Annotated in this window: 12 protein-coding genes; 3 read left to right on the top strand and 9 right to left on the bottom strand. The window is 72.6% G+C overall.

The features are described 5' to 3' along the window. Positions 1-25: 25 nt before the first annotated feature. Both VGR37_04745 and VGR37_04750 read right to left on the bottom strand, forming a co-directional pair. On the bottom strand, positions 26-247 hold the full coding sequence (locus VGR37_04745) for a hypothetical protein (protein HEV2146705.1): 222 nt from the start codon (positions 245-247) through the stop codon (positions 26-28). Between the two features lie 144 nt (positions 248-391). Continuing rightward, entirely contained in the window at positions 392-1,723 is a 1,332-nt protein-coding gene (locus VGR37_04750) for an NAD(P)/FAD-dependent oxidoreductase (GenBank protein HEV2146706.1), read from the bottom strand. Positions 1,724-1,831: 108 nt separating this feature from the next. On the opposite strand from VGR37_04750, the gene VGR37_04755 reads away from it, so the two are divergent. The 3 genes from VGR37_04755 (at position 1,832) to VGR37_04765 (ending at position 6,044) form a co-directional block, all read left to right on the top strand. Beyond that, the gene (locus VGR37_04755; protein ID HEV2146707.1) at positions 1,832-3,442 is read left to right on the top strand and encodes a TldD/PmbA family protein; all 1,611 of its coding nucleotides are present in this window, start codon (positions 1,832-1,834) and stop codon (positions 3,440-3,442) included. A gap of 3 nt (positions 3,443-3,445) precedes the next feature. Next, positions 3,446-4,798: a TldD/PmbA family protein gene (locus VGR37_04760; protein HEV2146708.1), complete on the top strand. Its 1,353-nt coding sequence runs from the start codon at positions 3,446-3,448 to the stop codon at positions 4,796-4,798. A gap of 217 nt (positions 4,799-5,015) precedes the next feature. Beyond that, on the top strand, positions 5,016-6,044 hold the full coding sequence (locus tag VGR37_04765; GenBank protein ID HEV2146709.1) for a DUF1028 domain-containing protein: 1,029 nt from the start codon (positions 5,016-5,018) through the stop codon (positions 6,042-6,044). An 82-nt stretch (positions 6,045-6,126) separates the two neighbouring features. Here VGR37_04765 and VGR37_04770 read toward each other — a convergent pair whose 3' ends face one another. The 7 genes from VGR37_04770 to VGR37_04800 form a co-directional block, all read right to left on the bottom strand. Then, positions 6,127-6,318, bottom strand: coding sequence for a hypothetical protein (locus VGR37_04770; GenBank protein HEV2146710.1), 192 nt, complete (start codon positions 6,316-6,318; stop codon positions 6,127-6,129). Positions 6,319-6,497: 179 nt separating this feature from the next. Next, on the bottom strand, positions 6,498-6,842 hold the full coding sequence (locus VGR37_04775; GenBank protein ID HEV2146711.1) for a hypothetical protein: 345 nt from the start codon (positions 6,840-6,842) through the stop codon (positions 6,498-6,500). 112 nt (positions 6,843-6,954) lie between these two features. After that, positions 6,955-7,527 (bottom strand): archaemetzincin, encoded by a 573-nt coding sequence (locus VGR37_04780; GenBank protein HEV2146712.1) that lies wholly within the window; start codon positions 7,525-7,527, stop codon positions 6,955-6,957. Then, complete coding sequence (locus VGR37_04785) at positions 7,517-8,131, bottom strand: ANTAR domain-containing protein (GenBank protein ID HEV2146713.1); 615 nt, start codon at positions 8,129-8,131, stop codon at positions 7,517-7,519. Before VGR37_04785 ends, VGR37_04780 begins: the two co-directional genes overlap by 11 nt. 167 nt (positions 8,132-8,298) lie before the next feature. Then, complete coding sequence (locus VGR37_04790) at positions 8,299-9,006, bottom strand: hypothetical protein (GenBank protein HEV2146714.1); 708 nt, start codon at positions 9,004-9,006, stop codon at positions 8,299-8,301. Positions 9,007-9,052: 46 nt separating this feature from the next. Continuing rightward, positions 9,053-10,423, bottom strand: a complete 1,371-nt coding sequence (locus VGR37_04795) for a sigma-54 dependent transcriptional regulator (GenBank protein HEV2146715.1) — start codon at positions 10,421-10,423, stop codon at positions 9,053-9,055. Then, complete coding sequence (locus tag VGR37_04800) at positions 10,420-12,138, bottom strand: ATP-binding protein (GenBank protein HEV2146716.1); 1,719 nt, start codon at positions 12,136-12,138, stop codon at positions 10,420-10,422. The genes VGR37_04795 and VGR37_04800 overlap by 4 nt, the downstream gene beginning before the upstream one ends. Between the last annotated feature and the right edge of the window lie 106 nt (positions 12,139-12,244).

Below are 12,244 nucleotides of genomic sequence, written 5' to 3' on the forward strand. Positions count from 1 at the left end.
CCGCGGGCCCGGCGCCGAAGCGGGCTCAGAGCTCGTAGCAGTGGCAGTAGCCCTTCTCGTCGCAGTAGCCACCGGACCACCCCGCCAGGCGGCATTCGTCGTTGCAGCGGCCGGTGCACGTCTGGCGCGCCGATTCGGGAGCACGGTCCCCGGAGCTCGCGAGCGCCTGGGTCGCCCCGAACCCGAGCGAGGCTGCGATCACGGCGGTGAAGAGTCCACGCGTACCCGAGCGGATGATGCGGCTCATTTCTACCTCCTGGAGTGAGGGTGCGAGCTGACTGCGTCCTCAGTATATGTCTGTTATTGTGCGCATGCAAGGAGATCGTATTCACCGGCGGCCGAGACGCATGGCAGGCTTCCGCGCAGTCACGCCTCTGGACGCGCAACAACCCTACAGCCGCTGCAGCACCCGCCGGGCCGCCCTCACCCCCGCCGTCACGGCACCCTCCACCGTGGGGGCGTGCAGGTAGTCCCCCGCGAGGGCCACCGGCTCATCGCCCTCCACCCCGCCCCGCCGGAACTCCGCGAGGCGCGCCAGGCAGCCGGGCGGGAAGAGCGTCCACCCGGAGCGCCAGCGGAACACCTGCGCCCGGGTGACCGCACCGTCGATTCCGGGGAGCGCCCGCGCCACGTCCGGGAGGAGCGCGTCCAGCACCGCGCGCGGCTCCGCCTCCAGCAGCCGCTCCCCGGCGCCAGGCGTGGGGAAGACCACGACGAGCCCCTTCCCGGGCGGGACCAGCCCCGGCCCCTTGTTCTCCTGCACGGCCACCGCCGCCGCGGCGCGCGCCTCGCCCCGCGGGAAGGAAAGGCCGAACCAGCGCACCCCGGCCGGGCGGTCCAGGAAAAGGGCGAGCGAGACCGCCGGCCGCATCCGCACCCCGGCCAGCCACGCCGCGGCGGGGGTGCCGGGGAGGAGCCCCTGCGCGACCGGCGCCGGCACCGCCACCACCGCCCCGTCGAAGCGCTCGCTCCACCCCTCCCCGGCCACCTCCGCGCCGGAGTCGCGCGCCTCCACCCGGTCCACCCGCGAGCCCGTCCGCACCTCCCCGCCCCGTTCCCGCACCCCCGCCAGCAGCGCCTCGCAGAAGCCGGAGGCGCCGCCGCGCAGCGCGAAGATCTCCACGCCGGCGCCGTAGTGGGCCAGCATGTGGTAGAGCGCCGCCGTGGTCTCCTCCGGGAGCACGCCGTACCCGGTGGCGAGGAAGGGGTAGGCCAGGTACTCCGTGAACTCGCGCCCCATCTCCCGCTCGCCCCATTCGGCGATGGACTCGCGGTCCAGCCCGTGCTCCGCCGCGCGCTCCAGGGCGTGCATGTCCAGCGCGTGGGCGTGGCGGGTCAGAAAGGGGAGGTAGTGGGTTCCCAGCCGCACCTTGAGCCCCCAGGGGAGCGCGCCGGAGGCCAGCATGCTGGGGATGCTGCCGTAGACCACCTCGTGCGCGCGCCCGTTCCGCAGCAGCGCGTCCCGCCCGGGGGAGCGCACCGCCAGCGCGCCCGCCCCGGCCTCGCGCAACAAGCGGAACAGTTCCGTGTACATCGATCCGAAGAGCTGGACGGCGGGGTCCACGCGGAACCCCTCCACCTCGCCGGTACGGGTGCGCCCGCCCACCGCCGGGCGGGCCTCGAAGACCACGACCGAGCCCCCGGCGCGGGTGAGGGTGTGGGCGGCGGCGGCCCCGGCGGGGCCCGCGCCGACCACCGCGATCCGAGGGGAGGGCTGGCTCATGGCGCGGGACGACAGCAATCCCCGCACCGCCCCCGCACTTGCCCGGTTCGAACGCCCGTTCTAAGTTCGGGATCCTACCCTCCCACCCAACACCTCCCGGAGATTCCCATGGATCGTCGAGAGTTCCTGGCGCAGAGCGCCCTGGTGGCGGCCGGGCTCACCGCGTTCGGGCCCGAGGCCCTGGCGGCGGTCTCCCCGGCGGCCCGCGTGGCGTCCGGCGCCGACCCCGCCGTGCGGGAGCTGGCAATGCGCGCGCTGGAGGCGGCCAGGGGGGCCGGCGCCAGCTATGCCGACGTGCGCATCTCCCGCAACCGCAACCAGGCCCTGTCCACCCGCGAGCAGCAGATCACCGGCCTCTCCGACAACGAGACGTACGGCTTCGGCGTGCGCGTCCTGGCCAACGGCGGCTGGGGCTTCGCGGCCAGCCGCGAGCTGTCGCTGGACGAGGTGGCCCGGGTGGCGCGGCAGGCCGTGTCGCAGGCGAAGGCCAACGCCGCCGCCCAGGTCCGGCCGGTGGTGCTGGCGCCGGTGCAGAAATGGCCGGACGGGGAGTGGCGCTCGCCGGTGCAGATCGACCCCTTCGACGTCTCCATCGAGGACAAGGTGGGGTTGATGCTGGCCGCCAACCAGGCGGCGCTCAAGGTCCAGGGCGCGCGCTTCGTCAACTTCAACATGTTCTTCCTGCGCCAGGACAAGACCTTCGCCTCCACCGAGGGGACCTTCACCCAGCAGACTCTCTACCGCTCCTTCCCGCGGATGACGGTCACCGCGGTGGGGAACAACGAGTTCCAGAACCTGCAGTCCACGGACGTGCAGCCCATGGGGCTGGGGTACGAGCACGTCCGCGACTCGAACTTCGTGGAGAACGCGCCCAGGTGGGCGGAAACGGCGGTGCGGAAGCTGTCCGCGAAGCCGGTGCAGCCGGGGCGCTACGACCTGGTGCTCCTCCCCACGCACCTGTGGCTGACCATCCACGAGTCCATCGCGCACCCCACCGAGCTGGACCGGATCATGGGGTTCGAGGCCAACTACGCCGGGACCTCGTTCATCCACCCCGTGGAGAAGTTCCTGGGCCAGTTCCGCTACGGCCCGGAGTTCATGAACATCCAGGGGGAGCGCTCCACCCCGGGCGGGCTCTCCACCGTGGGGTGGGACGACGAGGGGGTCAAGCCGGACGAGTACCTGATCGTGAAGCAGGGAGTGCTGCACGACCTGCAGACCACGCGCGAGCAGGCCCCCATGCTCGCCGACTGGTACCGCCAGATCGGCAAGCCCGTGCGCTCGCACGGCAACTCGTACGCGGAGAGCTGGTCGGACGTGCAGTTCCAGCGCATGCCCAACGTGAACCTCCTCCCGCATCCCGAGCGCGACGTCTCCCTCGACGAGCTGGTGGCCGACGTCAAGGACGGCATCCTCATCGACGGCGACGGGTCCTTCTCCATCGACCAGCAGCGCTACAACGCCCAGTTCGGCGGGCAGGCGTACTACGAGATCAAGAACGGCAAGGTGGGCGAGATGCTGAAGGACGTCGCCTACCAGATGCGCACCCCGGAGTTCTGGAACGCCATGGACGGCCTCGGCGGGAAGAGCAGCTACTTCCTGGGCGGCTCGTTCTTCGACGGCAAGGGGCAGCCCTCGCAGTCCAACGCCGTGTCGCACGGCTGCGTCCCCACGCGCCACCGCAAGATCAACGTCATCAACACCGGACGGAGGGCCTAGAGCATGGCCGACAACCGTTTCTTCACCCGGCAGGAGGCCGAGGCGCTGGCCACCAAGGTGCTCGGCATGTCGAAGGCCGACGAGGTGCGGGTGAACATCAACAGCGGCGTGACGGGGAACACCCGCTTCGCGCAGAACCAGGTGAGCACCGCGGGCGACACCCGCGACGCCACGCTCACGGTGACCACCGCGTGGGGGAAGCAGGTGGCGTCCGCCACCACCAACCGCTTCGACGACGCGTCGCTCCGGCAGGTGGTGGAGACCGCCGAGCGGCTGGCCCGCCTGGTCCCCGAGGACCCGGAGTACCTGGGCGAGCTGGGCCCGCAGCAGTACCCCGCGACGCCCGGCTACTTCGAGTCCACGGCGAACCTCACCCCGGAGGAGCGCGCCGCCGCGGTGCTGGCGATCGCCCGCCCGGCGCAGCAGCGGGGGCTGGTGTCCACCGGCTTCCTCACCTCCGTGGCGGGGGCGCAGGCGGTGGCCACCAAGCGCGGCCTCTTCGCGTACAACCAGGCGTCGCGCGCGAACCTGACCACCACCGTCCGGACCCCGGACGGCACCGGCTCCGGGTGGGCCGGGACGGGTGCGAGCGACTGGAGCAAGGTGAACCCCGCCGAGCTGGCGGAGCGGGCGATCCGCAAGGCGGAGCTTTCCCGGAACCCGCAGGCGGTGGAGCCCGGCGAGTGGACGGTGGTCCTGGAGCCCACCGCGGTCGCCAACATGGTGGGGCTGATGACCGGCTCGCTTGGGGCCCGCACGGCGGACGAGGGGCGCTCCTTCTTCTCCAAGCAGGGCGGAGGGAACCGCATCGGCGAGAAGTTCCTGGACGAACGCGTCACCATCTGGTCGGACCCGCTGGACCCGAACCTCTCCACCTCCCCGTTCACCAACCAGGGGCTCCCCAACCGCCGCATGGTGTGGATCGAGAACGGCGTGCTGAAGAACCTGGTGTACGACCGCTTCTGGGCGCACAAGCAGGGGGTGGAGCCCACGGGGTTCCTCGCCGGGTACTACATGCAGGGGGGGAACGCCACCGTCGAGGAGATGATCGCCTCCACGGAGCGCGGGCTGCTGGTGACGCGCTTCTGGTACAACCGGCCGGTGGACCCGCGCACCATCCTGTGGACGGGGCTCACGCGCGACGGCACCTTCCTGATCGAGAACGGCCGGATCGTCTCGGCGGTGAAGAACCTGCGCTACAACGAGTCGCCGGTGTTCATGCTCAACAACGTCGAGATGATGGGGCGCCCGGTGGCGGTCTCCGCGTCCGAGTCGGGCGACGTGTCCAGCGCGGTGGTAGTGCCGGCGCTGAAGGTGCGCGACTTCACGTTCTCGTCGCTTTCCGACGCGGTTTGATGGCTTGACGCGGAGGGTGGGGCCGCTCCAGAGCCCGGCGATACTGCCGCCGGTCTCTTCCGCGGGTCGCGGAGCCACCGGAAACAGCCCCGGTGTCTCCGCTCCGGCTCCGCGAGCCAGCCGGAACTGCCCGGCTGTCTCGCTCCGCAGCATGGGTTTCGAAGAGCGGCGGCCCGGAGTGGGTCGCCGTTTCCTTTTCCCTCTCGAGGACCTCACCATGTACGGACATACAGGGCGGAAGCTTCTTCGGGTGGCGGCGGGGCTGGCGGCTACGGCGGCGCTGCCGACGGGTGTCCAGGCGCAGGGCGCCTTCGGAGGGGCGGCGCCGCCGCGGCCGGTGCACACCTACTCCATCGTGGCCTGCGATCCCGAGACGGGGGAGCTGGGTGTGGCGGTGCAGTCGCACTGGTTCTCGGTGGGGCCCATCGTCCCCTGGGCGGAGGCGGGGGTGGGGGCGGTCGCGACGCAGTCGTTCGTGGAGCCGTCGTACGGGCCGCTGGGGCTGGAGCTGATGCGCGCGGGGAAGACGGGGCCGGAGGCGCTGAAGGCGCTCCTCGCGGCGGACGCGCACACCGAGGTGCGCCAGGTGGCGATGATCGACGCCCGCTGCAACGTGGAGGCGTGGACCGGCGGAAAGGCGATCGAGGCGGCGGGGCACCGCGTGGGGAAGAACTTCTCGGTGCAGGCCAACCTGATGCGGGAGAACGTGTGGGACCCCATGGCACAGGCGTTCGAGTCCACCCGCGGCGACCTGGCCGAGCGGATGCTGGCCGCGCTCGAGGCCGCCCAGCGCGCGGGGGGCGACATCCGGGGGAGCCAGTCCGCCGCGCTGGTCGTCGTGGGCGGGAAGCCCACGGGGCGCCCCTGGGCGGACCGGGTCTTCGACCTGCGCGTGGAGGACCACCCCGCGCCCGTGGCGGAGCTGCGCCGCCTGGTGCACCTGGCCCGCGCCTACCGCCACATGAACGCGGGCGACGAGGCGGTCACCCGCGGCGAGGTGGACGCGGCCATCCGCGAGTACGGCGCCGCCCAGGCCATGGTGCCGGACTCCGCCACCAACGGCGAGATGGTCTTCTGGCACGCCGTCATGCTGGTGAACGCCGGCCGGGTGGAGGAGTCGCTCCCGCTCTTCCGGCGCGCCTTCGCGCAGGACCGGAGCTGGCGCGAGCTGGTCCGCCGCCTCCCCGCCGCCGGCCAGCTCCCCGACGACCCGCACCTCGTCGAGCGGATCGCGACGCTGCGCTGACGCCGCAAAACCGAGACGCCCCCGCCGGATCTCCCGGCGGGGGCGTCCCGCTGCCCCGTACTCCCTACCTCGTCCTTCCGTTCTATGCGGCCACGCGCACGGCCGTCTTCCACCGCCCGAAGGGGAGCGAGGGCGCGGGCGAAACCTCCGGGCCCCACACGAAGGCGACCGCGCGAGGCCGCTTGCGGCCCACCCCGGCGTCCTCTCCCCCTCCCCTCCAGTCGCGGTTCTCGGCCGTGCAGCAGGCGTCGTCCCGGTCAGCGTTGTTCGCCATACGAATGTAAACTGAATGAAAAAGGCACGGACGGCGCCGGTCGCGCCGTGGTGCCTTGTACGCACGCAGCATACCCCAGGTTCACCTGCCCCGCAACTCCATGCCAGCGCACCACTTGGAAGAGATGCCCCCACCCGCGCGAGGCCGGGGCGTGTCGGAGTGAAACGCTCTTCCCGTGTCTAAGCGACACTCTCCAGGGGCTCCATCTCCTCCACCGCTTCCTCGACCAGGGAGACGGGCGGAGCCGGAGCCGACGGCGGGCGGACGGGGAGCGGCTCCTGGCGGCGCTCGGCGCACCAGGCGCGATAGCCCGGGAGCCGGAGCATCCGCGTGATCCGGCGGTCGATGGCGGTGCAGAGCAGCAGCTCGGTGAGCTGGTACTGCCCGTGGTCGCCTACGCGCAGCTCGCTCACCACCTCGTCCGCCAGGCGGAGGAGGTCGCCACGAGGGATACTCTCCTTGAACGCCTCGACCTGCTCCTCCACCCATTCCAGGTAGGCGCGTCGAAGCGAACGGGGTGACATGTCTTCGGTCACGGGCAACCCGCGAATGGAGCCGGAGAAGGATGGGATTCGGCCAGCGGGTACGACGGATACCACTGCGGACGACGCAAAGTAAGCCCCGACCGCCGGGATATCAAGCGGAACGAATCGGCGCCGCGCCGCGGAGCAGCGACATGCACCGGGCGCAGAGCTCGCCGCCCCGCCGATCCACCTCCTCGACGGTGGCGGTGGGGGTCATTGCGCACGCCCCACGGTCGCAGTGCTCCAGCCCCGCCACGTGCCCCAGCTCGTGCGTGGCCTCCGCCAGGAGGCGCGCCCGGAGGCGGGGGGAGCCGGGGTTCTCGCCGGGGTCGGCCAGGCGAGCAAGGCTCACGACGGCGCAGCACCCGCGCACCGTGGCTTCGCCGAAGACGAAGGTGCGCCCCGGCGCGCCCAGGTCCGCATCGGCCAGGGCGAGCGACCAGAGGCGCGACCCGTCGGAGCGGAGGGCGTCGGCGCGGGCGACCAGCGCGTCCACCACGTCGCCGGAGCGGAGCTGCCCCGTCTCCGGGTCGCGCCACGCGTCCAGCAGGGGGAGCGGGGGACCGCGGAAGGAGCGGGTGCCGAACACCCGGTCCAGCTCGCGCCCCAGCCACTCCAGGAGCCCCTCCCCCGCCCCGCCCACGGGAACGAGCTCCAGGCCGCGCCGCTCCGCCCTATCCGGCACACGCCTCCGTGCGCGCGGGCTCCGGCCGGGGCGCGGCACCCGCCCGGGCGCGGAAGACCCCCTCCATCGCCACCACCGTGCCCGCCACCTCGGCCATCGACTTGCGCAGGTTCTGGCTTTCGCGGCGCAGCAGCCGGTAGGCGTCGCCCTCGGAGATCCCGCGCACCTCCATCAGGATCCCCTTGGCGCGCTCCACGGCGCCGCGCTGCTCCACGCGCCGGGCGAGCTCGGCCACCCGGACGCGGAGCGCGGACATCTCGTCCCAGCGGGCGAGGGCCAGACGCAGCGCCGGCCCGATCTGCTCCTCCGCCACCGGCTCCACCAGGCACGCGAACACCGCCAGCCCGGCGGTGCGCTCCACGATGGCCGGGTCCCGCCGCGGGAGCACCAGCACGAGCGGGAGAGGGCACGCCGCGCCGACCTCGGCCGCGCCCGCCGCTTCCTCCAGCACCAGCACCGCCACCGATGGGCGCCGGGAGCGCAGGAGCGCCGCCGCCTCGCGCGCTCCCGGCGCGGGCCCGAAGACCCGGTGCCCCAGCGACTCCATCGAGGCACGGAGCGCGGCCGCCTCCGCGGAGCGCCCGCCCGCCAGCAGGATGTCCATCGCACCACCCCCTTGGCCGCGGCCCGCCCGGTGCACGAGGGACGACGCGGAGGGAGACCGGGCCTCTCCCCTCGCCCCGCTGCCCGCCGGAAGACCCCGACGGGGAGAGCGATCCCGGCAGTTTCCGTACCGGGAGGACCCACAGGCGCAGGACGTCCCGCCGTCGGTCAGCGGACCCGCGGAAGTACCGCCTGGTTGATGATCAGGGTCCTGGCGGCGGGGGTCTGGGGCTGGCCCGGCGGGATGAGGATGACGAAGCGAGCGACGGGGCCGCCCTCGTAGCGGAGCTCCAGGGTGTTGCGGTGGATGGAGTAGCGGCCGTAGCCCAGGGGGAGTGCGACGCGCCGCTCCCCGTCACGGGCGAGCATCTCCCAGTTGGTGAACCCCATCAGGTTGTTCTCCAGGAACTCGCCGTCCGGCCCGAAGCGGATCCCGACCACCGCCCGGCCCGTCTGCGGGTCCACAATGGCGAACTCGCCGTCCAGCCGCATCCCGTCCAGCAGCGCCACCGGCCGGTAGCTCTGGTTCCGGCCGCGCTGCTTCAGCTCGCCGGACGCACCGCGGTCGTACACCTCCTCCCCGCCCTCCCGCCAGCGGATGCGCACCTCGCTCCCGCGGACCTGGTAGCTTCCGCACCGGCCGTACCTGCACATGCCCTCGAAGTCCACCGGCTCCGCGAGCCCCTCCGCCGGATCGTCGCTCGCCACCCGGCCGTCCGGAAGGAAGGTCAGGTACGCCTGGTTGATGCGCTTGGTGACGAGGTTGGTCCGCAGCCCGTAGTAGATGCCGTCGAGCTGCGTCGGCTGCTGGGCCGCCGCAGGGGCGGCGGGGGCGAGACAGAGTGCGGCGAGCGCGAGGGCGGCGGAGCGGATCATGGCGCACCGGGGGTGGAGGGTGCGGATGGAGGCCGCCGCTTCCGGCTCAGGCGTCCATCCCGTAGCGCATCAGCTTACGGTACAGCGTGGACGGGTCGATTCCAAGCACTTCCGCCGCGCGCGACTTGTTCCCCCCCTCAGACTGCAGCACCCAGAAGATGTAGGCCCGCTCGATGATCTCCAGCGTGGGGTTGGGAGGCAGCCGGTCCGACACCAGCGGCACCACCGCGCGCTCCGTGATCCGCGTGGGGAGCGTGGCGGTCCTCACCTCGTCGCCCTCGGGCGTGAGCACCATGGCGCGCTCCAGCGCGTTCTCCAGCTCCCGCACGTTGCCCGGCCATTCGTACGACTGGAGCGCCTGGATCGTCTCCTCGGCGAGCCGGATCGGCGCCCTGCCGCGGGTCTTCGCGAAGCGCTGGAGGAAATAGTCCACCAGGATGGGGACGTCGTCGGCGCGCTCCCGCAGCGGCGGCAGGTGCAGCGTGATGACGTTGAGGCGGTAGTACAGGTCGCTCCGGAAGGCGCCGCGGCGGATCTCCTCCTCCAGGTCGCGGTTGGTGGCTGCGATGATCCGCACGTCGATGGGGACCGTCTCCGTGGCGCCCACCGGGATCACCTCCCGCTCCTGCACCGCGCGGAGCAGCTTCACCTGCGTGGCCGGGGACATCTCCCCCACCTCGTCCAGGAAGAAGGTCCCCCCCTTGGCGGCCACGAACAGCCCCTGCTTGTCGCGCACGGCGCCGGTGAAGGAGCCCTTGGTGTGGCCGAAGAGCTCGGACTCCAGCAGCGTCTCGGGGAGGGCGCCGCAGTTGATGGAGACGAAGGGCCCCTCCGCGCGGTCGGAGCGCTCGTGCAGGTAGCGGGCGAGCACCTCCTTCCCGGTGCCGGACTCGCCGGAGATCAGCACGGTGGAGTCCGAGGGCGCCACCGTCTCGGCCAGCTTCAGCACGTCGGTGAAGCTGCGGCTCTTCCCGATGGGGCGCACCGTGTCGGAGCGCTCGCGGCGGCGGATCTCCGTCTTGAGCGCCTGGTTCTCCACCTTGAGCTGCCGCGACTCGGCGGCGCGCCGGCAGATGGCCACCATCTCGTCGTTGGCGAAGGGCTTCTGGATGTAGTAGAAGGCCCCCTCGTTGACGGCCCGGATCGCCGTCTGCAGCGACGCCTGGGCGGTCATCAGGATCACCGGGAGCGTGGGGTCCTGCTCCCGGGCGGCCAGGAGGATCTCCAGCCCCCCCACGCCGGGCATCCGCACGTCGGAGAGGAGCACGTCGGGGCGGACCTCGCCGATGCGCTCCAGCCCCTCGCGGCCCCCGACGGCGGTCTGCACGTCGAAGCCCTCCCGCTTGAGGAGGATCCGGAGGGTGTCCAGGATCGCGGTCTCGTCGTCGATGACGAGGATCTTGGGTGCTTGGCTCACTTGGCGCTCCTCGGGGTGCGTGGATCGGTCTCGGGGGCGGGAAGAGGCAGCAGGACGACGAAGGTAGCGCCCTCGCCGGGAACGTCGCGGGTGCGGTCCACGAAGACCGTCCCGCCGTGCACGTCCGCGGCGCGCTGCACCAGCGCCAGGCCCAGCCCGGTCCCCCCCGGCCGGGCCGTGAAGAAGGGGTCGAAGACGTGGTCGGCGTCCTCGGCCGGGATCCCGGGGCCGGTGTCGGTCACGCGGATGCGGACCAGCTCGGAGATCCCCAGCTCGGGGGCGAGCACGTCGGAGCTCTGCGTGTCCAGCTCCACCTCCACCCCGCCCCCCTCCCCCGCCCACTGCGCGGCGTTCAGCACCAGGTTGGCGACGGCGCGGTGCAGCACGTCCTCGTCGCCGCGGACCGCCGGGCCGTCCCCGTCGGGGAGGAGCATGCGGATGGTGCGGCCGGAGGCGTCCGGGTGGGCGCGCACCATCTCCACGGCGTTGGTGACCACGCGGCGCACGCGCACCGGCTCCGGCTCGTGCACCCGCACCCGCGCGAAGTCGATGAACTCGGCGAGGAGGCGGCTCAGGCGGTCGGACTCGCGGACCACCAGCCGCTCCAGCACCTCCTTGTCCTCCCGGTCGATCCCCTCGCCCGTGAGCTGCTCGGTGGCGCTGCGGATGGAGGCCAGCGGGTTCTTGATCTCGTGCGCCAGCGAGGCGGAGAGCTCCGCCACGGCCTCCAGGCGCTCGGCGCGGCGGCGGAGCGACTCCATCCGCATCCGCTCGGTGATGTCCTGGAAGATGGCGTTCACCGCGGGGCCGTCCGGGTCGGGGCGCTCCACCAGGGTGGTGCTCACTCCCAGGATGGTGCCGCCCTCCCGCGCGGCGGAGGTCTCGGAGCGGCGGATCGCCTTGCGGGTCACGATGGAGCGGCGGATGATGGCGCCCAGCCCGTCGGCGATCCCGTCCAGCTCGTCCAGCACCGGCCGGCCGGTCCACTCCTCCGGGGCCAGGCGCAGCAGCTCCGCGGCGGCGGGGTTCATGTACACCAGGCGCCCGCGCCCGTCCACCGTCAGGATCCCGGTGTTGATGCTCGCCAGGATGTCGTCGCGGGAGACGCGGAGGAGGCGCAGCTCCGTCTCGATCTCCGCGCCGGTCTGCCGGAGCCGGTCGGCCAGGTAGCCGGTGACCAGCGCGACGGTGGCGAAGAGCGCCGTCTGCAGGATCACGCCGGCGTCGGTGAGCGCGTACGGGGCGCCGAGCGCCACGTCGGCGAAGTACAGGACGCTGGCGAGCACGCCCACCAGGATCCCGCCCAGCATGGGGAGGAGGATGGCCGCGGCGCAGATCACCAGGATGTAGAGCGGCGCGAAGGCGCTCTCCCCCGCCCCGGTGAGGTGGATCACCCAGGTGACCAGCCCCACGTCGAAGAGCACCTGCCCGAAGAGGAACCCCTTCCCCAGCGCGGAGCGGGCCAGGTGGGAGTACCAGAACGACCCCGCCGTGAACGCCCCCGAGAGGAAGAGGATCAGCGAGACGGAGAGCGTGGTGCCCGGGTCGGCGTTCTTCCAGGCCAGTAGGACGGCGAGGAAGACGGCGACGGCCAGGCACAGGCGCCCCACGTAGACCCACGCCAGGACGCGGCGGGGCTCGGGAAGCCGGCCGCCGGGAAGCTGGGGCGCCTTCGCGGCGCGCGCGCCTTCGGGGCGCTCGCCGGGGGATGTCATCGACGCGGGGCGGACGTGTGCGGGGGTGGAGCCTGGGACGGGAGGGCCGGGCGGAGGAGCGCACCGCCGGAACGGCCGAATGGTAACGGGGGCGCGGGACCCCGGC

Source organism: Longimicrobiaceae bacterium (assembly GCA_035936415.1).
In the GTDB taxonomy this organism is placed as follows: domain Bacteria; phylum Gemmatimonadota; class Gemmatimonadetes; order Longimicrobiales; family Longimicrobiaceae; genus JAFAYN01.

What these genes read in the sequence shown, in the direction of transcription:
- VGR37_04785 (HEV2146713.1), bottom strand. Translation starts at nt 8,131, where the DNA reads ATGGACATCCTGCTGGCGGGCGGGCGCTCCGCGGAGGCGGCCGCGCTC.
- VGR37_04750 (HEV2146706.1), bottom strand. Translation starts at nt 1,723, where the DNA reads ATGAGCCAGCCCTCCCCTCGGATCGCGGTGGTCGGCGCGGGCCCCGCC.
- VGR37_04765 (HEV2146709.1), top strand. Translation starts at nt 5,016, where the DNA reads ATGTACGGACATACAGGGCGGAAGCTTCTTCGGGTGGCGGCGGGGCTG.
- VGR37_04770 (HEV2146710.1), bottom strand. Translation starts at nt 6,318, where the DNA reads ATGGCGAACAACGCTGACCGGGACGACGCCTGCTGCACGGCCGAGAAC.
- VGR37_04800 (HEV2146716.1), bottom strand. Translation starts at nt 12,138, where the DNA reads ATGACATCCCCCGGCGAGCGCCCCGAAGGCGCGCGCGCCGCGAAGGCG.
- VGR37_04745 (HEV2146705.1), bottom strand. Translation starts at nt 247, where the DNA reads ATGAGCCGCATCATCCGCTCGGGTACGCGTGGACTCTTCACCGCCGTG.
- VGR37_04775 (HEV2146711.1), bottom strand. Translation starts at nt 6,842, where the DNA reads ATGTCACCCCGTTCGCTTCGACGCGCCTACCTGGAATGGGTGGAGGAG.
- VGR37_04755 (HEV2146707.1), top strand. Translation starts at nt 1,832, where the DNA reads ATGGATCGTCGAGAGTTCCTGGCGCAGAGCGCCCTGGTGGCGGCCGGG.
- VGR37_04760 (HEV2146708.1), top strand. Translation starts at nt 3,446, where the DNA reads ATGGCCGACAACCGTTTCTTCACCCGGCAGGAGGCCGAGGCGCTGGCC.
- VGR37_04790 (HEV2146714.1), bottom strand. Translation starts at nt 9,006, where the DNA reads ATGATCCGCTCCGCCGCCCTCGCGCTCGCCGCACTCTGTCTCGCCCCC.